The organism is Pseudomonadales bacterium, from assembly GCA_041395665.1.
GTDB lineage: Bacteria > Pseudomonadota > Gammaproteobacteria > Pseudomonadales > UBA7239 > UBA7239.
Genome location: JAWLAB010000001.1, coordinates 187,842 through 213,627 on the forward strand (window position 1 = coordinate 187,842; position 25,786 = coordinate 213,627).

Consider the following 25,786-nt stretch of genomic DNA (forward strand, 5'->3'; position numbering starts at 1 on the left):
ATAAAGCACAATTAAACACGCGCATAAAATCCATGTTGCTGTGCGATAACTCCTTCCAATTCTAAATCCAACAACGCCGCCGAAATATCCTCAATGGATAAAGCGCAACGCAATACCAGCGTATCCAGTGGCACAGGCGCGTAATCCAAACAAGCAAATACTTTTTTTGCAGAACCCGATAAATGCGTATCTGCTGTTCGTGCTGCATGTATCACAGAAAACTCTTGTTGTTTGAAAGCGAGCATACCGCCCAACTCGTCCAAAATATCTTGCGTGGTTTCCACCAGTTTTGCGCCTTGACGAATTAAAGCATGGCAACCGCGATGAAACGGCGAGCGCACTGAGCCCGGCAGTGCAAACACTTCGCGTCCCTGTTCTGCCGCGTAGCGCGCCGTAATCAACGAACCGCTTTGCAAACCCGCTTCCACCACCAAAGTACCCAAACTTAAACCGCTGATAATGCGATTTCTGCGCGGAAAATTTTGCGCCAATGGCTGCGAACACGGCGGCAACTCACTCACCACTGCACCGCCACTCGCCAAAATTTCATCGAACAATTTTGTATGGCGACGCGGATAAATATCATCGACGCCCGTTGCAATCACCGCCACCGTTTTACCCTTGGCTTGCAGCGCACCACGATGCACCGCGCCATCAATCCCCAAAGCCAAACCACTGGTGATCGCCAAACTCTGTTGCGCCAGCGCCACAGCAAACTCTTGCGCCAATTCCAAACCGCTCGCAGAAGCATTGCGACTACCCACCATCGCCAACTGCGGCAAGTGCAAAGCACTGACATCACCGCGCACATACAATACCGTCGGCGCTGCAGGAATCTGCGCCAGCAACAGCGGATAATTTTCGCATTCTGCCGTGAGCAAAACGGCTCCGCATTGCTCTGCCAACTCCGCGTCGCGCAAAGCTTGTTCACGCAAAATACTTTTCTGGTTCTCGTCGCAAAAATCCAACCACAAGCGACATTGACTGGGCTTGAGAAAATTTTGTAAATACTCAGAGCATAGTTGCAGCAAAGGCAGCATACCACCCACTTCTTGCAGCAGCTTGCGTTGTGATACAGGACCGAGTTCTGGAATGCGATTCAGTGCCAACCACGAAAGATAATCCGTTTCTTTATTCATTTTTTCTCCATCCTTGAGAAATATGTTGTGTGTTAAATGACAGCTAATTTTACGATGATAAGCCCATCGCGTGCTGCATAATTTGTTTTTTTAGCAAAGGAAGATGTTCTACTCCTTTCATCCCGGTATTGCGCAACCAACGCACGGGTAAACTGCGTTGTGCAAATAACTGTTTGAACAATTCCATCGTCGCCGTCATGGTGAGGTTGGCGCCGCGACGACGGCGTTGATAGCGCTGCAACACGCGTGTATCCGCTGGTGAAATATTTCTGGTTTGTGCGCGCTGCAGTTCCTCAGCCAAAACACGCACATCCATAAAACCGAGATTCACGCCCTGCCCCGCTAGCGGGTGAATTGTATGCGCGGCATCGCCAATCAACACCACACGACCACGCTGATAAGTTTGCGCGTGGCGTTGGCGCAAAGGAAAGGCAAAACGCCCGCGCACTTCTAAAATATCGCCCAAAGCATATTCAAAATGACGCGCAAGTTGCGCAGCAAATTCCTGCTCCGACATAGCGAGCAAAGACTGCGCCAACTCTGGCGACATCGACCACACCACCGAGCACCAATGCTCGTCGCCTTCGTTATCGCGCAATGGCAAAAATGCTAAGGGGCCTTCTGTCATAAAGCGTTGGCGCGCCACGCCATCGTGCGGTTTTTCTGTGCGCACTGTTGCGACGACCGCACTGTGACCGTAATCCCATTCCACGGTGTTGATGCCAGACAATTGGCGCAACAGTGATTGCGCGCCGTCCGCAGCAACGACCAAATTACCAATAATTTCTCTGCCACTTTTTAGCGTTAAAACCGCGTGCGACTCATTTTTTGCGTCACTTAAATTCACCACCGCATCAGGGCATATCCACTGCACATTGCGCTGTTGTTGTAAGCGTTCACGCAACGCAGAAACAATTAAACTGTTTTCAACGATATAACCCAGTGCAGGCTGTCGCACATCGCTGGCATCAAAATGCACTTGTGCTGTGCCTTCTGCATCCCACACTTGCATACGATCAAATGGCGATAAGCGTTGTACAGCAATCAACTCCCACACTTGCATAGCCTGCAAAAAATGGCGCGATGCCATACTGAGCGCTACCACGCGCGCATCAAAAAAATTGTCTTTCGAAAAGGTGACGGATTCTTGATTTTCGATGATGGCGATTTGATAGTGCGTATCCGCCAAAGCGCAGGCCAAAGCACAGCCCGCCATGCCTCCGCCGACAATCACGATATCAAACCACTCACTCATAAGCCCGTTGCCTCGCGTGCAAAGCGCTCGCGCACACCGGGTAAAAAATCCAAACCCAGCAATACCGCACTGCGCAACACTTTATGCGGCAAAAATTGATTGGAAAATAGTTTCGGCAGCCAATCGCTGGCACTGACAGTTTTTTGCTGATCCCACTGTTGCTGCAACAGATAGTTTTTCAACACCAAAAGCGTGGAAAAATCTTTTTTGGCATTTATTGCTTCTGCCAGCGTTTCAACCAAAGCCAAACAATCGCGCATAATCAAATTAAAACCCTGCCCTGCAACCGGATGTAAATAGTGTGCCGCGCTGCCTAACAACACAATGCGTGAACGCACTTGCTCGCGCGCCTGCAGCAAAGACAAGGGATAACAATGGCGTTTGCCGACGGAGACTAACTTTCCGCAGCGGTTGCCCAACTGTGTTTGTACGCGCTGCAAAAATTCTTTTTCTGGCAATTGCATCACCGCGTCAATTTCACTGTCGGGCAGTGTCCAAATTAATGCCGCGCGATGTTGCGTGTTGCAATCTATTAACGGTAACAAAGCGACTGGGCCATGCTCAGTAAATCGCTCGTACGCCACTGCATTGTGCTGTAATTCAGTAACGACATTCGCCACCAGCGCGTGTTGATCGTAAGGTTGCTCATCCACAGCAATACCCAACTGTTGTCGCAGAGCCGATTGCGCACCATCAGCTACCACCACCAAACGCGCAGCGATTTTTTTCTCATCGCCCTCAGCGCCTTGCAACAACAAAGCAACCGATTCTGCCAGCGGCGTAATTTTTTTCACCTGTACGCGATCACACACTTGAATGGCACTTTGTTGTTTTACTGCTTGCAGTAAAACACTGCCCAGCGCACGATTTTCCACCACAAAACCTAACGCGGGCAAATTCGTTTCTTCTGCGCGCATCAACATACCGAGTGGTTGTTTTCGTTCAGAGACATGCACTTGCAAAATTGGCTGCGCATATACAGAGAGCGCACCCCACACACCCATATCATCAAGAATATTGCGCGTGCTGTAAGAAAGCGCCGTCGAACGCGCATCAAAACTAGGAAGCGATAATTGCTCAGACGAACTCGCTGTCAGTGGATACTGTTCCAGCAGCAGTACGGACAAAGTTGGCAATTGCTGTGACAGCAACAGAGCCAGCGCAGCACCCGCCATACCACCACCGATAATGGCAATGTCTACCGTTTCAGCCATGCTCTTTTTCACGCGCCGCCGCAGTTTTTTTGCTGACGGTTTTGGCTTTGGTCGTCGCGCTGCTTTTTTCGGTTTTGCTTGTCTTGGCTTTGTTTGCGGCTTTTTCCATTTCGGATGACAAGTGCGGATGCTGCAAAGCCATCCACGCTTCTACTTCGGCCACAGTTTTTGGCGCTGCCGCCGTTAATACTTCACAACCGTTTTTAGTGACCACCACATCGTCTTCAATACGAATGCCAATGCCGCGCCATTTTTTATCCACTTTTTTATTGTGCGGCGACACATAAATGCCAGGCTCTACCGTTAACACCATGCCCGGCTCAAACACGCGCCACTCGCCGCCGCATTTGTAATCGCCGACATCATGCACATCCATGCCCAACCAATGTCCGGCGCGATGCATATAAAAGTCACGGTACGCTGCACTTTTAATCAAGGCACTCACTTTGCCTTTTAACAAACCCAGCTTTACTAAACCTTCGGTGATTACTTTTACTGTGGCATCGTGCGGTTCATTCCAGTGATTGCCCGGCTTCACCACAGCAATGGCTGCCAACTGTGCTTGCAACACCAATTCGTACAAGGCTTTTTGTTCCGGTGAAAATTGACCATTGATAGGGAAAGTGCGCGTGATGTCGGATGCGTAGTGATCCAACTCACAACCGGCATCAATTAACACCAAATCACCATCGTTCAACATGTCGCGATTTTCAACATAATGCAAAATACAGCCGTTATCCCCGCCACCGACGATAGACGAATACGCCGGATGCCGCGCACCGTTTTTAGCAAACACATGCAACAATTCGGCTTCTAATTGATATTCCATCATCCCCGGTTTACACACCGCCATAGCTCGGCGATGTGCTTTGGCAGAAATGTCTGCCGCCTGTTTCATCAACTGCAACTCTTGTGCACTTTTGAATAAACGCAATTCGTGTAAAAAATGATTGAGATCGAGAAACTCGCCCGGCGGAATCGCACCGGAGCGCACTTTGCTGCGAATAGCGTTCACCCATTCCATAACATGACGATCAAACTCACCGTCACGACCCATCGCGTAATACACGCGCTCTCTGCCTTCTAATAAGCCGGGCAAAATTTCGTCAAGATCATCAATCGGAAACGCATCGTCAGCGCCGTACTCTTGGCACGCACCTTCTGGGCCTGCGCGATAACCATCCCACAATTCTCGCTCAGGATCGCGATCGCGACAAAACAAAACAAATGCACCGTGCGAGCGCCCCGGAATTAAAACAGCAACAGCATCCGGTTCGTTAAAACCCGTGAGGTAATAAAAATCGCTGTCTTGGCGAAAAGGGAAATGCGTGTCGTTATTGCGAATAATTTCATGCGCCGAAGGAATGATGGCGATGCTGTTTGGATCCATCATCTGCATTAAGCGCGTACGGCGCGCGGCAAACTCTTTGCGCGGCAACAAGGATTTCATTTTGTTTCTCCTTGTGTATCGACATTATTTGTTGTGAGATTGCCGTATTCGCGATACAAATCCATCGCCGCCATGCGCACATATTCGCACAACTCAAAAAAATCGCGCTCATTGTTCTCAGCATCTTCTGGATTATTCAATGCCGATATATTTTTTTCTGCGCCGTCTTCTGCCTCACCATCATCTACTTGACTGATCGCTGCCATGTCTTCCATCAATTCACGATCTTCTACGGTTAATTCAACACCGCTGGCGATAAAAGCGTACAGAAAACTATCACTCCACTGCGCCAGTGCGCGCGTGCGCACGGATAAAAACTCTTCGCTATCTGGCAGCAACAATTGAAAACTGAGATCACCATCGGCCAATTCACCCTGCACCCAAGTTTGCAATGCCGATAGCATCGGCGCGTGCTCCGACAAATCAATATCATCCAGACAATCACTCAATTGTTGCAGCCACGCTGGCTGCTCTGGCAACTGCCCGCTGCACGCCAAGCCGGTGAGTGCGCCGTGCAGCGCATCCGCCGACACGGGGATTTGCAGTGTTTGCAGGCGCGCACTGAGTTGTTCGTAAGTAATGAGGACAGCCACAAAAGCCTCGTGATTCATCGCAGAAAACAGCGCCGCATGCTACCACTTGCCCTGTATTCCTGCACTGCGCGCGCGGCTACCGACCTGACGCGGATCACAAAAAATGCAGGAACATCAGATGCTTGCAACGCCAAGTTCACAAGCACTCTGCGTTGACCGTGCCGCCATCGCTCACTTATAGTACGGCGCGTATTCACCGTCAGGCCACGAGCAATGAGCAAAGAACAATTCGCGGCACTTGAGCATCAAATAGACCAGCTGATCTACCGCTGCACACAGCTAGAACAGGAAAACCGCTCCCTGCGCACACAGGAAAACACTTGGCGCAAAGAGCGCGGACGGCTGATTGAAAAAAGTGAATTGGCGCGCACGCGTGTGGAAGCCATGATCGAACGACTCAAAGCACTGGAGCAAGAATACGGCTCCAACACACAACACTCCTCTTAATTCTTTTCACATCGGCGTGGCGAGGCAACCATGAGCACACCATCCACCGTACGCTTACGCATACTCGATAACGACTACCAAGTTGCCTGTCCGCCAGAAGAAAAGGACAGCTTGTTACAGGCAGCAAACTACTTAGATGAAAAAATGCGCGCCATTCGTTCAGCAGGTAATGTCATCGGTACGGAGCGTATTGCCGTATTGGTTGGGCTGAATGTCGTGCACGATCTGTTACAGCAGAATGGACAAAATTTAGGTGATGGTCGTGAACTGCAACGCCTTACCGACAAAATCACTCTCGCTCTAGGCAGTCAATCACAGCTTGAACTTTAAGCAAGAAAACCAAAACGACACACATAAAAAAAGCTGTCATCGTTTGCGCGCTGACAGCTTTTTTATTTTCTCTATCTAGCTTTAGTTGATGTATTCAAACGCTTTCACAATGCGTGTTACTCCACGCGTTCTTTGCGCAGAAGAAGCAGCCAGCTCGCCTTCACGCTGCGTTACCAAACCCATCAAGTAAACCACTTTATTTTCTGTCACAACTTTGACGCGCTGACCGTTCACATCATTATTAAACGCGTAACCGGTTTTGACTTTCGTTGTCAGCCAAGCATCGTTGCTGCGGGCGCCAAAAGTGATATTAGGACCAACAGTCAAAGCGTTTTGCACTTGGCGCACTTTTTTTACTTTCGCAGCTGCTTCTGCGGCGCGCGTGCGCAAAGCTTCACTAGGTACCTGACCTACAAGTAACACCACGCCATTAAAGCTAACAACACTGATATGGCCGCGACGCATTTCTGGCGACACTTTTTTGATATTCACTTCCACCACATCTTCAATGCGATCATCATCCAACGCAGTGCCAAATGTGCGTGTACCCTGATTTTGGCGAATCGGGCCATCACTGGTGGCATCCATGATGGATGCACAACCTGAAAACATAACCACTGCAAAAACAACAGCAAGAAAACGCATACTTACACCTCTCCAAACATCTGATTTTCAATAAATTCGCACAGCGCAAACGATAGCAGTAAATGATTTTCGTGGATACGAAAGCGCGACACTGAAGGTACGCTGACTTCCACATCACACTCTGCTAACAGCGCAGGCAAATGCCCGCCACCTTGTGCCGTGATCGCAATCACGACCATACCGCGTTCATGTGCTGCAGCTACCGCATTGAGCAAACTGGCAGCCACACCTGAGCAAGTGAACAGCACCAAACAATCACCGGGCTGCCCCACTGCGCGCACTTGACGCGCAAAACCCTCATTAGTTCCGTAATCACCTTCAATCGCACCGAATATGGCGCTGCTATTATCCAAGGCAATGGCTGGCAAACCTGGGCGCTCACGCTCCCCCTGATTCATTAGCGTTGTTGCAAAAAATTGTGCAATCAGCGCTGAGCTGCCATCGCCACACACTAGGATTTTGCCATCCGCTAATAAGCATTCCGTCAGTGAAGCTCCTGCACGCACTAAAGGTGCAGCGACCACATCCACACAATCGATCGTGGCATTGACGCTCTGATGAAAAAACTGCTCTATTAGTGCCTCGTATGCCATCGCAAAATCCTGTGCCACGCCAACCGTGTATTCTAGCGCAGACCACCGATCAACCCACTGAATTCATGCCATGACACAAATATCTCACGCACGGTTTCCTTTGCTTTTTCTGGTAACCACACTCTTGCTCGCAGGTTGTTCCGTTTCAAGCAAACCGCTTTCTACTGAGCAACGACAACAACTGGGCACAATTTACTTATACGGCGCCAGCCAAGTACATGAGACTTTTTTCGTGGCGACATTCGCAAAGGCGGCATTAGTGGAACGCTCCGTGGCGTAGGCAATGGTGCAGCCAATGGCTTGGATGGCTGCCTCGACAGCGCCATTGCCTCCGGCCCACTGTGGCCTTTGGTACTAGCCATTTGCACACCATTACAAGTACCTGCAGGCATGATTCAAGGTGGTAGCAAGGGCAGTCAACCACTGATTTCAAAAGAGGCGTTAGCAGAGTTAAAAGGCAAAGCCAATCAAACGCTGCAAGAGGCGGATCTCAACGGCGCACTGGTTGCCGCCGTGGACGAGCAGAGCCAGCGCCTCGACACCTTGAGCGCATACGAAATCAGCCACGGGGTTTTGCCCGCACCGAACAAACAACAAACCATAGAGCAAGTAGCGCAGCAATGGGGCTACGCCACCGTGATGCATATTGAAGTGAATCAAGCCGGCTTTGAAACCGATGATGGCCGCACAGCGATGATGCACTTTGCAATGGAGGCGCGTGTGCGTTTAGTGGATACGCGCAGCAACAAATCCTTATACAAACAGGACTACCGCTACGACAGCGCGCCGCAACCTGTCGGCTATTGGTTCAAAAATGATTACCGTTTATTGGCTGATGAAATTGTGAAAGGCAATCGCAAAATAGCCAGTGATATTTTGAAAGATGTGTTTTTGAAATAATGTGCCAGTTACAGCGAGTGCACACCAGTTTCTGTCACAACAGCATCCATTGCAATGTCGTATCGCTGCGGAAAAATTGTTGACACTTTTGCGCTTTCTAAGCCAACACCAATTACAAAAGGTTTAGGAGAAAGTGCAGCGAGCGTACGATCAAAATAACCACCACCGTAACCAAGGCGAAATCTATTTTCATCCCAAGCCACACATGGCGCTAATAAAATATCAGGCTGCAACTGTTCGTTTACTTCGGGTGGAATAGGAATATTCCAGCAGTCCTTATCCATGATTGTTTCTGGGGTCCACGCACGAAAAATTAGCGGAGCATCTTGTTGTGCCGTAATCGGCAAAGCAATACGCACACCGCGCTCATGTAAATCACAAAACCAGAACACTAAATTTAACTCACTCTGTATTGGCCAATAGCCGCCGATACTTTTTCCTTGCAGTGTAGGAAAATGTTCCCGCAAAAGCGTATCAAGATTTTTTGCCACAGCAATTGCCAGAGCATCACGCTGCTCTGGCGACAAAGCCTTACGCGCAGCTAACTGCCACTTCCGCTCTGCTTTGCGCCAATTTGCTAAGTCTTGCTGTTGTTGCGCATCGGATTCATCAGCAAACTCTGCCGCATAACAGGGCGATGAAGCAAAGTGGCCACTGGATGAAATTGACGGTTTTTCTTTCTGGCTCACGAATGTTTTTTTCCGTGTTGTGTAGCGTGGTGCGCCAAATAATCCGCCAATACCACCGCGTTATTGTGCTCGTGGTCTTTTGCACCGTACAGCAAAGTGACAGAGCCTTTACGCAACCAGACCAAACACTGCTCAACGGCTTCATGGTTGTCCTGCAATTCTTTGCGGTAGCGTTTCTGAAACTCAGGCCATTTCTCTACTTCGTGCGCAAACCACTGTCGCAGTGTATTGCTTGGCGCCACATCACGAACCCATTCGCTCAAATGCAAGCTTTCTTTTTGCACACCACGCGGCCACAGACGGTCAACTAACAAACGCGCTCCATGCACTTTGCTTAAGTCATCGTAGACACGCGCCAGATGAATCACAGGTTTAGCACTCACACCACACCTCCTCACACCGTTAAACATTCTGTATGTTTGATTGTCTGCCTGCTGCAAGATACAGTCAACGGCTAACAAAGAAGCTTTCACGAAGAGGGATAGTCGATGTGGGAATTGTTCAAAAAACGCGGCTTTGCACCTTATGTCGCCATGCTGTTTCTCAATGCGTTTGTCGATCTCGGCCACAAGATCGTTATCCAAAATACCGTTTTCAAAATTTATGACGGCACTACGCAAAGCGCATTGATCGCTGTCGTCAACGCCATGATTTTACTGCCATTTATTTTGTTGTTTTCTCCTTCAGGCCACATGGCCAACCGCTACCCGAAACCGCGCGTGATGCAGTGTGCTGCGTGGGCGGCGGTTGCCGTCACGCTATTGATTACTTTTTGCTATTCACAAGGCTGGTTTCGCGCTGCTTTTGTTTTAACGCTGATACTCGCCGCGAAAAGCGCGTTCTACTCTCCAGCAAAATACGGTTACATCCGCGAGATCAGTGGCACGGATAACATCGCTGCCGGCAATGGCATTGTGCAAGCCGCCACCACCATCGCCATTCTCTCCGGTATGTTTGTGTTTTCATTTTTATTTGAGCGCACACTCGCTGCGCACCCCGATGCACAAACGCCGCACGCCATGTTGCAATTGATGGTGCCGCTCGGTTGGCTGCTGGTGGGCAACAGCGTGGTGGAATTAATTCTTGCTTATCGCTTACCGCAATTTCCAAACAACAACACTGAAACTTTTTCGCTGCAACAATATTTTCGTGGCGACTATTTGCGCAGCAATATCAAAACCCTGCGCGAACAGCGCGTGATTTGGTTATCGATTATTGGCTTATCGACTTATTGGGGTTTGGCGCAATCACTGATCGCAGTTTTTCCTACTTTTGCCGAAGAACGATTGCAAGAACACAACACGGTGGCGATACAAGCCATGCTCGCCATCACCGGCATCGGCGTGATGATAGGTTCGTTAATTGCCGGCCGCGTTTCGCGTCATCACATTGAAACGGGTTTAATTCCTATCGGCGCTGTTGGCATCGCGCTAAGTCTCGCGTTGTTGCCCACACTGCACACCACCACTTCCATGGCGATCATCATGCTCACTGTCGGCATTGCCGGTGGTTTTTTTATTATTCCGCTCAATGCACTGATTCAATACCAAGCCAGCGCTGAAAAAATTGGCACCGTACTCGCTGGCAATAACTGGGTACAAAATGTCACGATGCTGACTTTTCTTGCTGTCACAGCCAGTGCCTCGTGGATTGGCTTAGATAGCAGCGGCATGTTTGTACTGCTCACCGTTGTTGCACTGATCGGCGCGGGTTACACCGTTTCACAACTGCCGCAATCATTTATTCGCATTCTTTTTACGATTTTATTTCGCGGCGCGTATCGCATTGATGTCAGCGGTTTTGATCGTATTCCGCGCACAGGAGGCGTTTTATTGCTCGGCAATCACATCAGCTGGATTGATTGGGCGATGGTGCAAATCGCCTGCCCGCGCCCCATCCATTTTGTGATGCAGCGCGAAATTTATAATCTCTGGTTTCTAAAACCGTTTTTGAAAGCCTTCGGCGCCATTCCCATTGCCAGTGGCAACAGTAAAACCGCATTACTTGAAATCAATCGTCTATTAAAAGATGGCGCGGTGGTTTGTTTATTTCCAGAAGGCGCGATCAGTTACAACGGGCAGCTCGGTGAGTTTCGTCACGGCTTTGAACGCACCGTTGAAGGGGTGGAAGGCAGCATCGTGCCGTTTTATTTACACGGTTTGTGGGGCAGCCGTTTATCACGCGCCAGCAATAAATTGAATGAAAACCGTGCGCGCGGTATCAAGCGCAATATTTTGGTCGCCTTTGGCGAAGCGCTGCCCATCACCACGCGCGCCGCACAAGTGAAACAAAAAGTAACGGAGCTTTCTATCGGCGCGTGGCAACAACAAACTGATTGGCTGCACACACTGCCGCGCACTTGGCTGCGCACCGCCAAACGAAAACTCTTGCAAAAAAGTGTGATCGACAGCAATGGCACGCAACTCAATAATCTGCAATTCATGACGGCCGTTTTGCTGTTTGCTACGCGCATCAAAAAACTCAGCCGCGAACAGTGCGTCGGTGTACTGCTGCCGACATCCAGCGCTGGTTTAATTGGCAATATGGCAGCACTACTGGCAGGGAAAACAGTCGTCAACCTCAATTACACCGCGAGCGCTGACGCCATCACTGCCGCATTGGATACAGCTGACATTCAAACAGTTTACACCGCGCGTTTGTTTGTCAAAAAATTGGAGCAAAAAGGCATCGCTGTTGAAGAAATTTTCTCTGGCGTGCGCCTGCGTTATCTCGAAGACATGAAAGCCAGCATTTTGCCGCATCATATGATCACCACGATGCTGATCGCTTTGCTTCTGCCCGCGCAATGGCTTTATCGTTTGTATGGATCGCGCCGCGTAAAACTTGACGATCCTGCCGCAATTTTATTTTCCAGCGGCAGCGAAGGCGTACCTAAAGGTGTAGTGTTGTCGCATCGCAATATTGTCGCCAATTGTTTGCAAGTGTCTGATGTGTTGAACACACAAGCGAGCGATGTGATGGTCGGTAGCTTGCCGCTGTTTCACTCGTTTGGTTTAACCGTGACAGGTTTTATGCCGCTGTTAGAAGGCATACCGGTTGTTTGTCATCCCGACCCCACCGATGTGCTCGGCACCGCCAAAGCGATTGCGCGCAACAAAGCCACCGTGTTGTGCGGCACATCTACTTTCTTGCGTTTGTATGCGCGCAACACCAAAATTCATCCGCTGATGTTGCAATCCTTACGCATCGTGGTTGCCGGCGCAGAAAAATTAGCACCCGATGTGCGCGAAGCGTTTACGCTGAAATTTAATGTGGAAATTTTTGAAGGTTACGGTGCGACAGAAACCACGCCCGTTGCCAGCGTCAACATTCCCGATCAACTCAATGAGCGCTACTGGCATGTGCAGCGCGGACAAAAACACGGCACTGTCGGCTTACCACTCCCCGGCACGGCATTTCGCATTGTCGATCCAGAAACTTTAGCCACATTGCCCACCAACGAAGACGGTTTAATTTTAATTGCCGGCACACAAGTGATGCTCGGCTATCTCAAACAAGCAGAAAAAACTGCCAATGCCATTGTCGAATTGGATGGACAGCGCTGGTACAAAACGGGCGACAAAGGTCATCTCGATGAAGACGGCTTTTTAGTGATCGTCGATCGCTATTCGCGTTTTGCAAAAATTGGCGGCGAAATGATTTCACTGTCGGCGGTGGAAGAAGTTGTGCAGCGAGTTATTTCTGCAAGCAGCGCCACATCCGATTACGCCATTGATTTGTTGGCCGTGAGTTTGCCTGATGCAAAAAAAGGCGAACGCATTGTGCTGCTTTACGCCGCCAATATCGCCGAAGACGCTTTGCGCAAGATGATGCTCGCCTCCGACACACTGGCGCTGATGATGCCCGCTGAATATGTGCAAGTTGCCGCTATTCCCAAATTGGGCAGCGGCAAAACCGATGGCGTGGCGGCGAGGAAATTGGCGCAGGAGGCGTTGGCGTAATTATTTTTAATGTTTATGCACTTCTCGGCGCAAACATAATGAGGATGTTGACCCCTCCGTCGCTGCGCGACACTCCCTACTTCGCAGGGAGGCTGTGATAGCTCCCCCATGCAATAGGGGAATTGCAGCAGCGGGGAGGGGGTCACTTTCCACTCGAAGCTTCATACGCCTCTCGCAACTCCTTTTCAATTTTCTCACCATCCTCATAGCGAAAAAAGTGCTGGAAATTGCGTTCGCGCTGCCATTTGTTTAGTGGGCGATGAAAGAAACGGAAGTGGCAATCCAAGACATCAATCAAACCAAACTTTCCGTTGGGTTGCAGCACAACATTGCCAGGATGCAAAGAGCGGAAATAAATACCCTTGTTGTGCAACAGCACGATGAACTTCCCAAGTTGCGCAATCAATTCTGGCGTTAATTTTTCTTCCTGCATCAAACCGCGCACAGTTTCACCGTGCAACGGGCGATAACGCACTGCCCAGCGCGGCACATGAGTAAATCGATACAAATTGGTGGGCTCTAGCGTCGCAATACCGCGCTGCTGCAAGCCTTCTACTTTTTTACAAAACTCGCGTGCAGGATTAAAAATCTGCGCCAAGGTAAAGCGGCGTTTAATACGGAATACTTTGATGTAATCGCCATTGCTACAACGCAACACTTTAACGCCGTGAATACCGTGCTCGATAACTTTTCCATCACCGCATAAGCTCACCCATTCAGGTTCACTCATCGACTTCCAGGATAAAGTAGACACTCTCATCACTCGTGACGCTGTAAGTGATCTAACAACTGACGATCAAGATCAACCACCATGGCGTTTCGCCAATTCTTGTTCACCATAAAACACACTGCCGACATTTTCACGCGCCAGCAATTCTGCTTCATCATCGCTGTGTACGCGCGCAATCGAACCAATATGCGGGTTCAGCATGCGCGCAATCTCCAACATGCGGCAGGTGCGCGACGCATCTGGCATCGCCACAATCAACAATGAGGCGCGCGCAATGTGCGCTTGAATTAATACTTCTGGCTCCACAGCATCACCGGCCACTGCCGGCAAACCTTTTGCACGCAAGCCTTCAACCAAATCACGATTTTCTTCCACCACCACATAGCGCAGACCGCGCTCGCGCAATGCGCGGCCAACGCGCCGCCCTACGCGACCATAACCCACCAACACGACATGGTTCGTCAATTCCTCCGAAGCAAAAGTCATCGGCAAGATCGCCAGTGGGTCATCCGGCTGCTCCAGAAAACGCGCAAAGCGCGAGCGCGTGCGTATCCAGCGCTGCAGTGGCTCCACGGCATGAAACACCAAGGGGTTTAGTGCGATAGATAACAGCGAACCTGCCAGAATTAAATTTAAGCCTTCTTTGGGCAACAGATTCAGACTCACACCCAAGCCAGCCAAAATAAAAGAGAACTCGCCGATTTGCGCCAAGCCGACAGACACGGTCAGCGCTGTAGTCAGTGGATAGCCGCGCGCTTTTACCAAAGTAAACGCCAACATCGATTTGCCGCACATGATGATGGCCAGCACCGCCAACACACCCAACGGGTTGTCCAGCAGTACACGCGGATCAAACAACATACCGACCGAGACAAAAAACAGTACAGAAAACGCATCGCGCAACGGCTGCGATTCCTGTGCAGCGCGGTAACTGAAATCAGATTCGCGCAACACGATGCCCGCAAAAAATGCCCCCAACGCAATCGACACACCAAACAGCGTGGCAGCGCCGTAAGCAATGCCTATCGCCGCGGCCACCACACACAAATTAAACAATTCCCGCGAGCCGGTGTGCGCTACCTGCCACAGCAACCACGGAAACACTTTGCGCCCCACCACCATCATCAGCGCAATAAAACCGGCGACTTTAATAAATGTCATCGCCAGCGTTTTTAGTAGGGTGTGCACATCACCCGCACCACTATTGCCGCTGAGTACGCCCGCCAGCGGCGGCAGCAACACCAGCACCAGCACCATCACCAGATCCTCCACCACCAACCAGCCGATGGCGATGTGGCCGTTCATGGTTTTGAGCTGGCCGTGCGTTTCCATCGCACGCACCAAGACCACGGTGCTGGCTACCGACAAACACAGCCCGAACACCAGCGCGCCGCCCAAGGACCAACCCCACCACGTCGCCAAGCCCGCGCCCAGTGCCGTAACAAGGGGAATCTCGATCAACGCCCCCGGTAGGGCAATGCGGCGTACAGAGAATAAATCTGCCAATGAAAAGTGCAGTCCGACACCGAACATCAGCAAAATTACGCCGATCTCCGCCAATTGGTGCGACAGACCCACATCTACCACTAAACCAGGTGAGAGTGGACCGACCAAGATGCCGGCCACCATATAGCCCACCAGCACGGGCAGTTTGAGACGCGCCGCCAGAAAGCCCAGCACGAGGGCGAGACCAAAGCTGGCGGCGATGGTAAAAATCAGGGTGGATTCGTGCGGCATGCAAACAACTCTTTTTGTGAGGCGATATTGTGGCTGACGCGCCGCCCCTGTGGCTATACGCAGTGGCGCTGCTGCCCCCCACTCATTACCATAACGCCCTCTTTTTTGACGACTTTTTGGCCAGCCTGTGAGCGAGACCCCCCTCCAACACGCGATGGCGCATCCTCTGCGCATCGCTCTGCTCGGCTATCGCAGCCATCCTTACGGCGGCGGTCAGGGCATTTATCTCAAATACTTGAGCAAGGCGCTGGTGAATGCAGGGCATCAGGTGGATGTGATTTCGGGCCCGCCCTACCCGCATCTCGATCCGCGCGTGCAGTTGATCAAAGTGCCGAGCTTGAATTTGTTTGATAGCAAACGGCATCATGCGTTTGGTTTGCGCGCACACCATTTGTTGTCGTGGGCGGATTTCATGGAATGGTGGAGCATGCTCACCGGCGGCTTTGCCGAGCCATACAGTTTTGGCCGTCGCGTCAATAAATTATTAAAAAGCAAACGTAACCATTACGACATCATTCACGACAACCAAAGCCTCTGCTACGCCCTGCTTGATTTGCAAAAACAGGGATTTCCCGTTGTTGCCACGTTTCATCATCCCATCACGCACGATTTGCGCATCGCACTGCAGTCCGAGCCACGCTGGTATATGCGTGCTTTAATTCTGCGCTGGCATTCTTTTTTGAAGATGCAAAAAAATGTGGTGAAAAAACTTGATCATATCGTGACGGTTTCAGCACATTCTCGCCGCGACATTGCGCGCGATTTTCCTATTCAAGAAAGTGAAATAGATCTGATTCATTGCGGCATAGACACCGAAGAGTTTCGTCCACTGCCAGATGTGAAAAAAATTCCGTTTCGTTTGATGTGCACCGCTTCTGCCGATCAACCGCTCAAAGGTTTGAAGTTTTTATTGAAAGCCGTTGCGCAATTGCGTGATCGTTATCCTCAACTCACGCTGTTAGTCGTAGGAAAACCAAAAGAAGGTGGCTACACAGAAAATTTAATCATGCGTCTCGGTATCAACGACATCGTACAATTTGTTTCTGGCATTTCTACCGAACAGTTAGTGCAGCACTACAACGAAGCGGAAATAGTGGTATGTCCGTCACTGTACGAAGGTTTTGGTCTGCCCGCTGGCGAAGCGATGTCTTGCGGCACGGCGGTGATTTCTTCCAACGGCGGCGCGCTGCCGGAAGTGGTGGGCGATGCAGGATTGGTGGTGCAAGCGGGCAGCGAACAAGCAATTGCCGATGCGATTGTGGATTTGTTCGAGCACCCAGAAAAACGCGCACAACTGGCGCAAGCGGGGCGCGCGCGCATCGAAAATACTTTTTGCTGGAATTTAGCCGCGCAGCAATTCACGCAGTATTACCACCGCATGTTGCAAGAGAAGAAAGCATGAAAACGGTTGATTTCAAAACGCTCAATTTTCGCGATGGCGATACGATATTGGATCTTGGCTGCGGCGAAGGTCGCCATGTCATCAGCGCCTATGTGGAAGCGAATGCCCATGCAATTGGCGTTGATCTCGGTTTCAAAGATTTAAGCACGGCAGCTGAACGCGCCCAAGATTTTCTCGCGCCGGATGACAACAAAAAACACCTGCACTTTTCTTGCGCCAACGCCCTGCAGCTACCGTTTGCCAATGCTAGTTTCGATAAAGTGATTTGTTCAGAAGTGTTAGAACACATTCCCGATTATCACGGTGCACTGCGTGAAATCGAACGCATACTCAAGCCCGGCGGCGTAGCCGCAATCAGCGTGCCGCGTTTTGTGCCGGAGTGGATTTGCTGGGCGCTGTCGGATGAATACCACAGCAATGAAGGCGGACACATTCGTATTTTCAAAGAGCATTCACTCCGCCGCGATATCGAAAATACTGGCTTGCGTTTTATTCGCCGCCATTGGGCACACGCCTTGCACAGCATTTATTGGTGGTTGCAATGTGCTTTTTGGAAAACCAAAGACAGCAATCCACTGGTGCAGCAATGGCACAAATTATTGGTGTGGGACATGATGCAACAACCAGCGCTCACACAAACACTTGAAGCGCTGCTCAACCCCATCATGGGAAAAAGTGTGGTGATGTATTTTTATAAACCGAGCGCACCCGCAAGGAGCGCAACATGAGTGGCCCGTTTCTCAGCAAAGGTTTTTTTCCGCACGATTTATTGCAACCGGCAGTCAATTACATTTTAAAAACGCAACTCGAAGACGGTTGCATTCCATGGTTTCCGAGTAGCTACGCCGACCCTTGGGATCACACCGAAGCCGCGATGGGTTTATCGATTGCCGGTGAATACGCCGCCGCTGAAAAAGCGTATCAATGGTTGAAAAGCGAGCAATTAAAAGACGGTAGTTGGTGGATACATTATCAAGATCGCACAGTAAAAAATGACGAGCGCCGCGAAACCAATTTCGTCGCTTATGTCGCCACCGGTGTGTGGCATCACTATCTGATCACTGAAAATTATTCTTTCCTCTGTGAAATGGCTGACATGGTGGAACACGCCATGCGTTTTGTTATCGGTTTGCAAACTGAATACGGCGATATTCACTGGGCAGTGGATAAACAAGGCAAAACCATGCGCGATGCCTTAGTCACCGGCAACGCATCGATTTATAAAAGTTTGGAATGCGCGATCAATATTTTTACCGTACTCGGCGAACCGAAACCGCACTGGGAAAAAGCGCGCGAAAAATTGGGGCATGCATTGCGCCACAAACCTGAGCGTTTTGATCGCACTTGGGAATCCAAAGCGCGCTATTCGATGGATTGGTTTTATCCCATTCTCACCGGCGCAATCGACAACAAAAAAACCGCACTGCAACGCCTGAATGCGCGCTGGGATGAATTTATTGTGCAAGGCATGGGTTGTCGCTGCGTTTCCGATCAACCGTGGGTGACAGTGGCGGAATCTTGTGAATTGACGATGGCGCTGCTCGCTGCCGGTGATCGCGCGCGCGCCGTGGAGTTATACAGTTGGCTGCACCAGTGGCGCGACGATGAAGGCGTGTACTGGACCGGTTATCAATTTGCCGAAGATTTGCTGTGGCCGGATGAAAAACCGACTTGGACTTCTGGCGCGATCTTGCTCGCCGCCGATGCGCTCACCCAACATACCGCCGCCAGCAAATTGTTTACCGAAGTGAATTTGTTGGAGAGCGCCGAGCAGCTAGAGCAGCAGCTAGCCGCGCGAAGGAAACATAAAGAGTAAAAACGCAGCTAGGCAGCCCCACTAAAATATGTACAATAACCTGTACATAAATGAGGTGCATTATGGATGCCATTACCTACACCGCCGCCCGCGCCAACCTTGCCGCCACCATGAATCGAGTCTGCGAAGACCATGAGCCGCTGATCATCACGCGCAATAGTGAACAAGCCGTGGTGATGATGTCGCTGGAAGACTACAAAGCCTTGGAAGAAACCTCCTACCTACTGCGCAGCCCAAAAAACGCTCAACGCCTCTTGGCTTCTATCGCGCAGTTGGAAGCAGGCAAAGGTGAAACGCGCAGTCTTATCGAATGAAACTGATTTTCTCCGAACAAGCGTGGGACGATTATCTGTATTGGCAAAAAACCGATACAAAGATTTTGGAACGCATCAACACACTCATTAAAGAAACTTCACGCCAACCATTCAGCGGCATCGGTAAACCAGAGCCACTGAAGCACGCACTCGCCGGTTACTGGTCGCGGCGCATCAATAATGAACATCGCTTGGTTTATAAAATTGTTGATGATGCGTTGTTGATTGCGCAGTTGCGGTATCACTACAGCTAGCTAGTTTTTAAGATTTATCCTTGATACCGTATAACACAGACAGTCAAAGGGAAATGCAATATGCGTGAATATAAACTTGCAAAAAAACGCGTTGAAGTTTCCGCCGGTGAATCGGTTCGCATTATTCGTGAACTGCAAGGTTTAACTCAATCAAAACTTTCAGAATTATGCGGCTTGCCCCAGGCAACCATTTCAGGCATTGAAACAGGGCGCATTAATCTCGGCGTTGAACGAGCCAAAGTTTTAGCAACTGCCTTGCACTGTCACCCTGCTGTGCTAGTTTTTCCTGGCTGGCAAACGCCACATGCGGCTTAGACATAGTGTCACCTCAGCATGCATTTGGACTTCCCAACCTTTTTCTAGCGTAATTTCTTTAGCATTTCTGCCAACGCTGCATCCTGCTCTTGCTCTGCCGGCACAGCCACCGTAATGCGATCAGCGATATCGCCGTAACGCGCTAATAATTTTTCTGGCAGTTCGTTGTAATTGCTGCTTACTAAAAAAGTGTCCAGCATTTCATCATTGATGAGTGTCGACATATCCTGCCAACGCTTTTCGCGCGCGCACTGCAACAGTGATTCGCCAATTGCCTGCCAACCAAACAATTCCAAGCTCGTCCAATAGGCTGGCGTAGAAAATAAAAACGCCAACATTTGGCGATAATGTTCGCGCGCTTGAGAAATGCTTTTTTCATCAGCGCCCGCTGCGACTAAAGCATTCACACACACTTTTAATGGCGACAGTGACGCATCGCGCTTTTCAATTCCCAAAGCTAAATTCGGTTGCACGACTTCTTGCAAATAACGGCGCGCGCTGTTGGTGGGGTGTGTGTGCAAACCATCGGCATACTGCCCTGTCATCGCCAACATTTTTGGCCCAACGGCGCCCGTCATCAATGACGGCGCAGAAAACGGCATCGCCCCCGGATTAAAAAACGGCTGTAAGCGCGTAAAACGAAAATATTCGCCTTCAAATTGCAATGGCGCTGCGGTTTGAAAACTGTGAAAAATCGCGCGCAGTGCGGCGAGGTATTCGCGCATACCGGCAACTGGCGGCAACCAGCGCGCGGCGTAACGCTCTTCAATATTTTGGCGAATTTGTGTGCCGAGACCCAACTCAAAACGCCCTTGTGATAGCTTTTGTAAATCCCACGCTGCCAAAGCAACATTCATCGGGCTGCGCGGGAACGCCACCAATACGGAAGTGCTGACAGTGATGCGCGTTGTTGCGGTCAACGCTTGGCAGGCGAGTAATAAGCCATCGTGAATCGCATCGGAAACAAAAAAACCATCGTAGCCGATGGCTTCAACGCGGCGCGCAAAATCGCCGATGGCATCCAAGCCCATACCCTCTGGTGCCGAGGCAAAAATCTCCATGCAAACCTCCGCAACAATTTTTATGATTTATTTACAACGGCCCGATATCTTCCACATGCAGTGAAAACGCGCCGCGCTTTCTGTCGGCAAAATAATGATGCAGCGTGCGCCACATGGTGCGAAACGCCAACTCCTGCCAAGGAATATCGGCTTCGTTAAATAATTTAATTTCTAAAGATTCTTCCGTGCTTGCGGCAAACAATGCGCTGGCATCTGCAGGATCTGACAACTGCGCGAGATACATCATGTAAACCTGACCGATGTGCGGCAAATTGAACATGCAAAACAATTCGCCCATTTGCACCGCAGCGCCCGCTTCTTCCAGTGTTTCGCGCGCTGCACCTTCAGCAACGCTTTCACCCAATTCTAAAAATCCGGCGGGCAATGTCCAAAAACCTAAACGCGGTTCAATCGCGCGACGGCACATCAATACTTGATCGCCATACACCGGCAAGCAGCCAGTGATGATGCGCGGGTTGTGATAGTGAATCGTCGCGCACTGCGTACAAACATGGCGTTCGCGATTGTCGCCAGCCGGAATGCACAAACGCACTTCACTGCCGCAAGACGAACAATATTTCACAACCGGCGCGTTCATCGCAGCAAAAATTTCACGGCAGTGTCGATTCGCCGTGCCACAAATCGGCGAGCGTTTCGCGTTGGCGCACGGTAAATACTTGTTCACCGTCCACCATCACTTCGGCCGCGCGCGGGCGGCTGTTGTAATTAGAACTCATTACAAAACCGTAAGCGCCGCTGCCGTGTATCGCCAACAAATCATCCGCTTCTAAAGTGAGTTCGCGTTCTTTGCCGAGAAAATCGCCCGTTTCGCAAATTGGCCCCACCACATCAAAAATGTGTGATTTTCCTGCGCGCTCGCGCACCGGCTCGATGTATTGCCACGCTTGATACAACGCAGGACGAATCAAATCATTCATCGCTGCGTCCACCACCGCGAAATGATGCGAAGGTGTGGATTTCAATAAATCAACGCGCGTGAGCAACACGCCGGCATTGGCGACAATCGAACGGCCGGGCTCGACCAATAATTTCAGTTTTCGATCACCGAGTTTTGCACGCAATGCTTTCATGTAATCGCTAGGTGTTGGCGCTTCTTCCCCAGGGCGATACACCACGCCCAAACCGCCACCAATATCGAGATGCTCAACGGCAATACCTTCAGCGGCTAATTGATCAATCAAAGCCAACACGCGATCAAGCGCATCTAAAAAAGGTGTCAGCGTTAACAACTGCGAACCGATATGACAATCAATACCTTTGATATGAATGTTGGGCATTTTTTTAGCGGCGCGATAAACATCCATCGCTTCCAGCATATCAACACCAAATTTATTTTCGCGCAAACCGGTAGAAATATACGGATGCGTGTTGGCATCAACATCAGGATTTACGCGCAGCGACACCGGTGCAATTTTATTCACACGCGCTGCCACTTTTTGTATGCGTTGCAATTCCGCACCGGATTCCACATTGAAGCAGTGAATACCAACTTCCAAGGCACGCGCGATTTCATCTTCGCGTTTGCCAACGCCAGAAAAAACAATACCAGAGGCTTCGCCACCCGCTGCCAACACGCGCTCCAATTCGCCGACAGAAACAATATCGAAGCCAGCACCCAAACGCGCCAACACATTCAATACCGCAAGATTAGAATTGGCTTTCACGGCAAAACACACGCGATGAGCACAACCCGCGAGCGCCTCGGTGTAGGCGTGATAATTCGCAGTGATCGCCGCGCGGCTGTAAACATAAGTTGGCGTACCGTAACGCGCAGCAATATCGCTCAGCGGCACTTCTTCGGCGCGCAATTCACCTTGGTGACGCGTAAACACTTGCAACTGCATGCTCATGATTTATTACTCGACTTGATCTTCTGGCGCAGGTACTTCGGTTTCACTCTCAACGGCTGATTCGCCTTCCGCTGCAGGTGGCACAGCATCTGGCGCAGGCACAGCATTCGGATCATCTTTCGGCATATACAAAGGGCCGGTTTGACCGCAAGCGGCGAGAAAAACAGTCAATAAAGTGGCAGCAATTACGCGATACATACGAGCACTCATCATCCAAACGGGGAAGCGGGCAGTATAAGGTAAACTGCCGCGATGAAGATTCCACCACGCTTACAACTCCTGATCGAAGACGGCATCATCGACAGCGTCCAACGCCAATTAAAAAGCGGCAAGGAGGCAGCGGTGTACCTCGTGCGCAGCGGCGAGCATCTGCGCTGCGCCAAGGTCTACAAAGAAGTCGAACGCCGCAGTTTTCGCCAAGCTGCCGAATACACCGAAGGTCGCAAATCGCGCAACACTCGCCGCGCCCGCGCCATGGAAAAAGGTTCGCGTTACGGCAAGCAAGAGCAAGAAGCCGCGTGGCAAACCGCCGAAGCCGACGCGCTGTATCGCTTAGCAAACGCAGGCATCCGCGTGCCGCGCACTTACGGTTTTTTTGACGGCGTGCTGCTGATGGATGTGATTGAAGATGATGCAGGGCAACCTGCACCGCGCCTCAATGATGTCATGCTCACGCCAGAAGAAGCGCGCGCTTTTCACACGCTGTTAATTGGCGAAGTGGTAAAAATTTTGTGCGCCGGTTTAGTACACGGCGATTTATCCGAATTCAATATTTTGCTCGCTGCCGATGGCCCCATGATCATTGATTTTCCACAAGCCGTGGATGCCGCTGCCAATCATCACGCTGCAGATTTTTTATTGCGCGATGTAGAAAATCTCGCTGATTTTTTTGGTCGTTTTGCGCCGGAATTGCTGGATACGCGCTACGGACAAGAAATCTGGGCCATCTACAGCAAAGGTGAATTAACGCCGGAAACTGCACTGACAGGGCGCTTTGTTGAATCGACCAAGAAAGCAGATGTGCGCGGCGTGATGCGCGAAATTGACGCCGCCATCAAAGAAGAAATGCAGCGCCGTGAACGCCTGCAAGAGCAAGAATAAACACCAAAATTATTTAGGTATTAAGCATGAGCGCTGACAAGCAAGCAGAAAAACACCAGAAAAAAATGCAACATCGCAAAGAAGTAGTAGACGCAAAAATTGCAGCCGCGAAGGAAGATCGTGGCGTGTTGCTAGTACACACCGGCAACGGCAAAGGCAAATCCAGTTCCGCATTTGGCATGGTGGCGCGCGCGCTCGGTCACGGCATGCGCGTCGGCGTGGTGCAATTTATTAAAGGCGCGCAGAGCACGGGCGAGGAGACATTTTTTCGTCGCTTTCCTGAGGTGGAATACCATGTGATGGGCGAAGGCTTTACTTGGGAAACACAAGACAAAACGCGCGATATCGAAAAAGCAGAAGCGGCATGGGAACAGGCAAAAAAGTTTTTGCGCGATGAAAATATTCAGCTCGTGGTGTTCGATGAACTCAACATCGTACTGCGTTTGAAATATCTCGATCTGCACACCGTACTCAATGACATCAAACAGCGCCCCGCTATGCAGCATGTGGTGGTCACCGGTCGTGGCGCTCTACCAGAATTGATTGAGATGGCGGACACCGTCAGCGAAATCAACGAAGTGAAACACGCTTTCAAAGCCGGCATCCGCGCGCAGAAAGGCGTGGAGATGTAAGCCCAACCTTGCCTCCCTCCGCCAATCCCGCTAGAGTGCCCACCTGCTTCAGGTGCCTGAGGAGCTTCTGCTCCAAGGGTGAAACGGGAAGCTGGTGCATTCGCTCATTGAGCCAATAATCCCAGCGCTGCCCCCGCAACGGTAAATGAGTAGAGACCGGCAATAACCACTGTGTTCTGGTAAATAATCCAGCATGGGAAGGTACCCGTCAGCGTTCAGGATGATACGCACTCATGAGCCCGGAGACCGGCCTGCCGCACACGGCTCTGGTATAGCCAGATGCCTTTATTTACTTGACTCGCGGCGGGCGAGCAGTGAGTGGAGCCCTCCTCTCTAGCTGCTTCTCCCCCGTATAACCAGCATCGCACGGGGAATTGTCATGACTGCTGCTACTTCTACTGTTTCTACTCACGCCGCTGTACGAACGAGTGCGTTGCCTGCATTCGCCTCTATCGCAGCAGGCCTGCTGTTGATTTTCGCTGTCGGCTTTTCGCACATGAGTGCTGCGCACAATGCCGCACACGATACGCGACACACTGCCGCGTTTCCCTGCCACTAAACAGGGATTTCGCACATGAAAACACTGATTACGCCCGCACTGCTGGCGGGGTTGCTTGCTGCCCTCATTCTGACGGTGGCGCAACATTTCACTGCTGACCGCCTTATTTTAGAAGCTGAAACTTACGAAACAGCGGCCGAATCCGCCGCGCCGCAACCGGCTGAGCCAGTGGCAGCACACAGCCATGATGACGCTCAAACGGCTAACCCCGACCACCACGCCGCGCCCGCTGAAGAGTGGGAGCCGGAAAATGGCTGGCAGCGCATCTTGTCTACCGCCAGTGCCAACAGCCTGCTGGGTGTCGGCTACGGTTTGTTACTCGTTGGCATTTTTCGCCTGCGCCCACCGCGCAACACCATGACCGGTTTGGCTTGGGGCGCGGCCGGTTATCTCACCGTTTTTGTCGCACCATCGATTGGCTTACACCCTGAATTACCCGGCACCGCCGCCGCAGAATTGATGGGTAGGCAAGAGTGGTGGATAGGCACTGTGCTTGCCACAGCGAGCGGTTTAGGTTTGTGCGTGCTCACTCAATCTTGGAGTTTGCGTGCTGTTGGCTTGGTCTTGTTGGCGCTGCCGCATTTGATCGGTGCGCCACACCCTGCGGTGAAAGAAGCGCTGGCGCCTGAAGCATTGCAACATCAGTTCATCCTCGCGTCTGCCCTGCTCAACGCATTGTTCTGGCTGATCATCGGCCCACTCAGTGCTTGGCTGTACTGCCGCGCGAACGGCATCACCTCATCTGCGCAGGATGCGCCAGTGGCATCGGCCACCTAA

The 25,786-nt window shown here is 50.9% G+C and carries 28 protein-coding genes, 1 pseudogene and 1 riboswitch; of the genes and pseudogenes, 14 read left to right on the plus strand and 15 right to left on the minus strand.

What is annotated here, in order from left to right; all coding sequences use genetic code 11:
• Nucleotides 1-11: 11 nt before the first annotated feature.
• From dprA to R3E63_01050, 5 genes and pseudogenes are all read right to left on the minus strand, one after another.
• Nucleotides 12-1,139: a DNA-processing protein DprA gene (gene dprA, locus R3E63_01030; GenBank protein MEZ5538547.1), complete on the minus strand. Its 1,128-nt coding sequence runs from the start codon at nucleotides 1,137-1,139 to the stop codon at nucleotides 12-14.
• A 49-nt stretch (nucleotides 1,140-1,188) separates the two neighbouring features.
• On the minus strand, nucleotides 1,189-2,394 hold the full coding sequence (locus R3E63_01035) for a UbiH/UbiF/VisC/COQ6 family ubiquinone biosynthesis hydroxylase (GenBank protein ID MEZ5538548.1): 1,206 nt from the start codon (nucleotides 2,392-2,394) through the stop codon (nucleotides 1,189-1,191).
• On the minus strand, nucleotides 2,391-3,608 hold the full coding sequence (ubiH, locus tag R3E63_01040) for a 2-octaprenyl-6-methoxyphenyl hydroxylase (GenBank protein ID MEZ5538549.1): 1,218 nt from the start codon (nucleotides 3,606-3,608) through the stop codon (nucleotides 2,391-2,393). Before ubiH ends, R3E63_01035 begins: the two co-directional genes overlap by 4 nt.
• A gap of 139 nt (nucleotides 3,609-3,747) precedes the next feature.
• Nucleotides 3,748-5,058 (minus strand): annotated as a pseudogene (gene pepP, locus R3E63_01045) (Xaa-Pro aminopeptidase).
• Entirely contained in the window at nucleotides 5,055-5,651 is a 597-nt protein-coding gene (locus R3E63_01050; protein ID MEZ5538550.1) for a UPF0149 family protein, read from the minus strand. Before R3E63_01050 ends, pepP begins: the two are co-directional and overlap by 4 nt.
• A gap of 213 nt (nucleotides 5,652-5,864) precedes the next feature.
• Between R3E63_01050 and R3E63_01055 the strand changes: the two genes are divergently transcribed.
• On the plus strand, nucleotides 5,865-6,098 hold the full coding sequence (locus tag R3E63_01055; protein MEZ5538551.1) for a TIGR02449 family protein: 234 nt from the start codon (nucleotides 5,865-5,867) through the stop codon (nucleotides 6,096-6,098).
• A 30-nt stretch (nucleotides 6,099-6,128) separates the two neighbouring features.
• On the plus strand, nucleotides 6,129-6,428 hold the full coding sequence (locus R3E63_01060; GenBank protein ID MEZ5538552.1) for a cell division protein ZapA: 300 nt from the start codon (nucleotides 6,129-6,131) through the stop codon (nucleotides 6,426-6,428).
• A gap of 81 nt (nucleotides 6,429-6,509) precedes the next feature.
• Here R3E63_01060 and R3E63_01065 read toward each other — a convergent pair whose 3' ends face one another.
• Together R3E63_01065 and R3E63_01070 are read right to left on the minus strand one after the other, a co-directional pair.
• Nucleotides 6,510-7,073 (minus strand): BON domain-containing protein, encoded by a 564-nt coding sequence (locus R3E63_01065; protein MEZ5538553.1) that lies wholly within the window; start codon nucleotides 7,071-7,073, stop codon nucleotides 6,510-6,512.
• A gap of 2 nt (nucleotides 7,074-7,075) precedes the next feature.
• Entirely contained in the window at nucleotides 7,076-7,666 is a 591-nt protein-coding gene (locus R3E63_01070) for an SIS domain-containing protein (GenBank protein MEZ5538554.1), read from the minus strand.
• A gap of 300 nt (nucleotides 7,667-7,966) precedes the next feature.
• Here R3E63_01070 and R3E63_01075 point away from each other — a divergent pair, with 300 nt between their 5' ends.
• Complete coding sequence (locus tag R3E63_01075) at nucleotides 7,967-8,566, plus strand: hypothetical protein (GenBank protein MEZ5538555.1); 600 nt, start codon at nucleotides 7,967-7,969, stop codon at nucleotides 8,564-8,566.
• An 8-nt stretch (nucleotides 8,567-8,574) separates the two neighbouring features.
• On the opposite strand, the gene R3E63_01080 is transcribed toward R3E63_01075, so the two are convergent.
• Nucleotides 8,575-9,255 (minus strand): 5-formyltetrahydrofolate cyclo-ligase, encoded by a 681-nt coding sequence (locus R3E63_01080; GenBank protein MEZ5538556.1) that lies wholly within the window; start codon nucleotides 9,253-9,255, stop codon nucleotides 8,575-8,577.
• Nucleotides 9,252-9,638: a DUF488 family protein gene (locus R3E63_01085; protein MEZ5538557.1), complete on the minus strand. Its 387-nt coding sequence runs from the start codon at nucleotides 9,636-9,638 to the stop codon at nucleotides 9,252-9,254. The genes R3E63_01080 and R3E63_01085 overlap by 4 nt, the downstream gene beginning before the upstream one ends.
• Nucleotides 9,639-9,743: 105 nt before the next feature.
• Between R3E63_01085 and R3E63_01090 the strand changes: the two genes are divergently transcribed.
• The gene (locus R3E63_01090) at nucleotides 9,744-13,217 is read left to right on the plus strand and encodes an acyl-[ACP]--phospholipid O-acyltransferase (protein ID MEZ5538558.1); all 3,474 of its coding nucleotides are present in this window, start codon (nucleotides 9,744-9,746) and stop codon (nucleotides 13,215-13,217) included.
• Nucleotides 13,218-13,359: 142 nt separating this feature from the next.
• On the opposite strand, the gene R3E63_01095 is transcribed toward R3E63_01090, so the two are convergent.
• Nucleotides 13,360-13,947, minus strand: coding sequence for a toluene tolerance protein (locus R3E63_01095; GenBank protein MEZ5538559.1), 588 nt, complete (start codon nucleotides 13,945-13,947; stop codon nucleotides 13,360-13,362).
• A 72-nt stretch (nucleotides 13,948-14,019) separates the two neighbouring features.
• The gene (locus R3E63_01100; GenBank protein MEZ5538560.1) at nucleotides 14,020-15,684 is read right to left on the minus strand and encodes a cation:proton antiporter; all 1,665 of its coding nucleotides are present in this window, start codon (nucleotides 15,682-15,684) and stop codon (nucleotides 14,020-14,022) included.
• A gap of 127 nt (nucleotides 15,685-15,811) precedes the next feature.
• On the opposite strand from R3E63_01100, the gene R3E63_01105 reads away from it, so the two are divergent.
• The 6 genes from R3E63_01105 to R3E63_01130 all read left to right on the plus strand — a co-directional run bounded on the left by R3E63_01105 (nucleotide 15,812) and on the right by R3E63_01130 (nucleotide 19,785).
• Nucleotides 15,812-17,086: a glycosyltransferase family 4 protein gene (locus R3E63_01105; GenBank protein ID MEZ5538561.1), complete on the plus strand. Its 1,275-nt coding sequence runs from the start codon at nucleotides 15,812-15,814 to the stop codon at nucleotides 17,084-17,086.
• Nucleotides 17,083-17,814, plus strand: a complete 732-nt coding sequence (locus tag R3E63_01110; protein MEZ5538562.1) for a methyltransferase domain-containing protein — start codon at nucleotides 17,083-17,085, stop codon at nucleotides 17,812-17,814. Before R3E63_01105 ends, R3E63_01110 begins: the two co-directional genes overlap by 4 nt.
• On the plus strand, nucleotides 17,811-18,902 hold the full coding sequence (locus R3E63_01115) for a hypothetical protein (protein MEZ5538563.1): 1,092 nt from the start codon (nucleotides 17,811-17,813) through the stop codon (nucleotides 18,900-18,902). Before R3E63_01110 ends, R3E63_01115 begins: the two co-directional genes overlap by 4 nt.
• A 62-nt stretch (nucleotides 18,903-18,964) precedes the next feature.
• Entirely contained in the window at nucleotides 18,965-19,216 is a 252-nt protein-coding gene (locus R3E63_01120) for a type II toxin-antitoxin system prevent-host-death family antitoxin (protein ID MEZ5538564.1), read from the plus strand.
• Nucleotides 19,213-19,470: a Txe/YoeB family addiction module toxin gene (locus R3E63_01125; GenBank protein ID MEZ5538565.1), complete on the plus strand. Its 258-nt coding sequence runs from the start codon at nucleotides 19,213-19,215 to the stop codon at nucleotides 19,468-19,470. Before R3E63_01120 ends, R3E63_01125 begins: the two co-directional genes overlap by 4 nt.
• A 60-nt stretch (nucleotides 19,471-19,530) precedes the next feature.
• Nucleotides 19,531-19,785 (plus strand): helix-turn-helix transcriptional regulator, encoded by a 255-nt coding sequence (locus R3E63_01130; GenBank protein MEZ5538566.1) that lies wholly within the window; start codon nucleotides 19,531-19,533, stop codon nucleotides 19,783-19,785.
• 44 nt (nucleotides 19,786-19,829) lie between these two features.
• Here the strand turns inward: R3E63_01130 and R3E63_01135 are convergent, their stop codons facing one another.
• Genes R3E63_01135 through R3E63_01150 form a run of 4 tightly spaced genes read right to left on the minus strand, consistent with a single transcriptional unit; the run spans nucleotide 19,830 to nucleotide 22,915 of the window.
• Nucleotides 19,830-20,846, minus strand: a complete 1,017-nt coding sequence (locus R3E63_01135; protein ID MEZ5538567.1) for a TIGR03617 family F420-dependent LLM class oxidoreductase — start codon at nucleotides 20,844-20,846, stop codon at nucleotides 19,830-19,832.
• A gap of 31 nt (nucleotides 20,847-20,877) precedes the next feature.
• Nucleotides 20,878-21,429: an NUDIX hydrolase gene (locus R3E63_01140; GenBank protein MEZ5538568.1), complete on the minus strand. Its 552-nt coding sequence runs from the start codon at nucleotides 21,427-21,429 to the stop codon at nucleotides 20,878-20,880.
• A 28-nt stretch (nucleotides 21,430-21,457) separates the two neighbouring features.
• Nucleotides 21,458-22,711 (minus strand): diaminopimelate decarboxylase, encoded by a 1,254-nt coding sequence (gene lysA / locus R3E63_01145; GenBank protein ID MEZ5538569.1) that lies wholly within the window; start codon nucleotides 22,709-22,711, stop codon nucleotides 21,458-21,460.
• 12 nt (nucleotides 22,712-22,723) lie between these two features.
• Nucleotides 22,724-22,915: a lipoprotein gene (locus tag R3E63_01150; protein ID MEZ5538570.1), complete on the minus strand. Its 192-nt coding sequence runs from the start codon at nucleotides 22,913-22,915 to the stop codon at nucleotides 22,724-22,726.
• Between the two features lie 54 nt (nucleotides 22,916-22,969).
• Here R3E63_01150 and R3E63_01155 point away from each other — a divergent pair, with 54 nt between their 5' ends.
• From R3E63_01155 to R3E63_01170, 4 genes are all read left to right on the plus strand, one after another.
• The gene (locus R3E63_01155; GenBank protein MEZ5538571.1) at nucleotides 22,970-23,818 is read left to right on the plus strand and encodes a PA4780 family RIO1-like protein kinase; all 849 of its coding nucleotides are present in this window, start codon (nucleotides 22,970-22,972) and stop codon (nucleotides 23,816-23,818) included.
• 26 nt (nucleotides 23,819-23,844) lie between these two features.
• Nucleotides 23,845-24,450 carry a cob(I)yrinic acid a,c-diamide adenosyltransferase gene (gene cobO, locus R3E63_01160; protein MEZ5538572.1) on the plus strand — a complete coding sequence of 202 codons (606 nt, stop codon included), beginning with the start codon at nucleotides 23,845-23,847 and terminating at the stop codon, nucleotides 24,448-24,450.
• Nucleotides 24,451-24,483: 33 nt separating this feature from the next.
• Nucleotides 24,484-24,720: riboswitch (cobalamin riboswitch) on the plus strand.
• A 109-nt stretch (nucleotides 24,721-24,829) separates the two neighbouring features.
• Complete coding sequence (locus tag R3E63_01165; GenBank protein ID MEZ5538573.1) at nucleotides 24,830-25,009, plus strand: CbtB domain-containing protein; 180 nt, start codon at nucleotides 24,830-24,832, stop codon at nucleotides 25,007-25,009.
• Nucleotides 25,010-25,024: 15 nt separating this feature from the next.
• Nucleotides 25,025-25,786 (plus strand): CbtA family protein, encoded by a 762-nt coding sequence (locus R3E63_01170; GenBank protein MEZ5538574.1) that lies wholly within the window; start codon nucleotides 25,025-25,027, stop codon nucleotides 25,784-25,786.

What these genes read in the sequence shown, in the direction of transcription:
- dprA (MEZ5538547.1), bottom strand. Translation starts at nt 1,139, where the DNA reads ATGAATAAAGAAACGGATTATCTTTCGTGGTTGGCACTGAATCGCATT.
- R3E63_01035 (MEZ5538548.1), bottom strand. Translation starts at nt 2,394, where the DNA reads ATGAGTGAGTGGTTTGATATCGTGATTGTCGGCGGAGGCATGGCGGGC.
- ubiH (MEZ5538549.1), bottom strand. Translation starts at nt 3,608, where the DNA reads ATGGCTGAAACGGTAGACATTGCCATTATCGGTGGTGGTATGGCGGGT.
- R3E63_01055 (MEZ5538551.1), top strand. Translation starts at nt 5,865, where the DNA reads ATGAGCAAAGAACAATTCGCGGCACTTGAGCATCAAATAGACCAGCTG.
- R3E63_01060 (MEZ5538552.1), top strand. Translation starts at nt 6,129, where the DNA reads ATGAGCACACCATCCACCGTACGCTTACGCATACTCGATAACGACTAC.
- R3E63_01065 (MEZ5538553.1), bottom strand. Translation starts at nt 7,073, where the DNA reads ATGCGTTTTCTTGCTGTTGTTTTTGCAGTGGTTATGTTTTCAGGTTGT.
- R3E63_01070 (MEZ5538554.1), bottom strand. Translation starts at nt 7,666, where the DNA reads ATGGCATACGAGGCACTAATAGAGCAGTTTTTTCATCAGAGCGTCAAT.
- R3E63_01090 (MEZ5538558.1), top strand. Translation starts at nt 9,744, where the DNA reads ATGTGGGAATTGTTCAAAAAACGCGGCTTTGCACCTTATGTCGCCATG.
- R3E63_01095 (MEZ5538559.1), bottom strand. Translation starts at nt 13,947, where the DNA reads ATGAGTGAACCTGAATGGGTGAGCTTATGCGGTGATGGAAAAGTTATC.
- R3E63_01100 (MEZ5538560.1), bottom strand. Translation starts at nt 15,684, where the DNA reads ATGCCGCACGAATCCACCCTGATTTTTACCATCGCCGCCAGCTTTGGT.
- R3E63_01110 (MEZ5538562.1), top strand. Translation starts at nt 17,083, where the DNA reads ATGAAAACGGTTGATTTCAAAACGCTCAATTTTCGCGATGGCGATACG.
- R3E63_01115 (MEZ5538563.1), top strand. Translation starts at nt 17,811, where the DNA reads ATGAGTGGCCCGTTTCTCAGCAAAGGTTTTTTTCCGCACGATTTATTG.
- R3E63_01120 (MEZ5538564.1), top strand. Translation starts at nt 18,965, where the DNA reads ATGGATGCCATTACCTACACCGCCGCCCGCGCCAACCTTGCCGCCACC.
- R3E63_01125 (MEZ5538565.1), top strand. Translation starts at nt 19,213, where the DNA reads ATGAAACTGATTTTCTCCGAACAAGCGTGGGACGATTATCTGTATTGG.
- R3E63_01130 (MEZ5538566.1), top strand. Translation starts at nt 19,531, where the DNA reads ATGCGTGAATATAAACTTGCAAAAAAACGCGTTGAAGTTTCCGCCGGT.
- R3E63_01135 (MEZ5538567.1), bottom strand. Translation starts at nt 20,846, where the DNA reads ATGGAGATTTTTGCCTCGGCACCAGAGGGTATGGGCTTGGATGCCATC.
- lysA (MEZ5538569.1), bottom strand. Translation starts at nt 22,711, where the DNA reads ATGCAGTTGCAAGTGTTTACGCGTCACCAAGGTGAATTGCGCGCCGAA.
- R3E63_01150 (MEZ5538570.1), bottom strand. Translation starts at nt 22,915, where the DNA reads ATGTATCGCGTAATTGCTGCCACTTTATTGACTGTTTTTCTCGCCGCT.
- R3E63_01155 (MEZ5538571.1), top strand. Translation starts at nt 22,970, where the DNA reads ATGAAGATTCCACCACGCTTACAACTCCTGATCGAAGACGGCATCATC.
- cobO (MEZ5538572.1), top strand. Translation starts at nt 23,845, where the DNA reads ATGAGCGCTGACAAGCAAGCAGAAAAACACCAGAAAAAAATGCAACAT.
- R3E63_01165 (MEZ5538573.1), top strand. Translation starts at nt 24,830, where the DNA reads ATGACTGCTGCTACTTCTACTGTTTCTACTCACGCCGCTGTACGAACG.
- R3E63_01170 (MEZ5538574.1), top strand. Translation starts at nt 25,025, where the DNA reads ATGAAAACACTGATTACGCCCGCACTGCTGGCGGGGTTGCTTGCTGCC.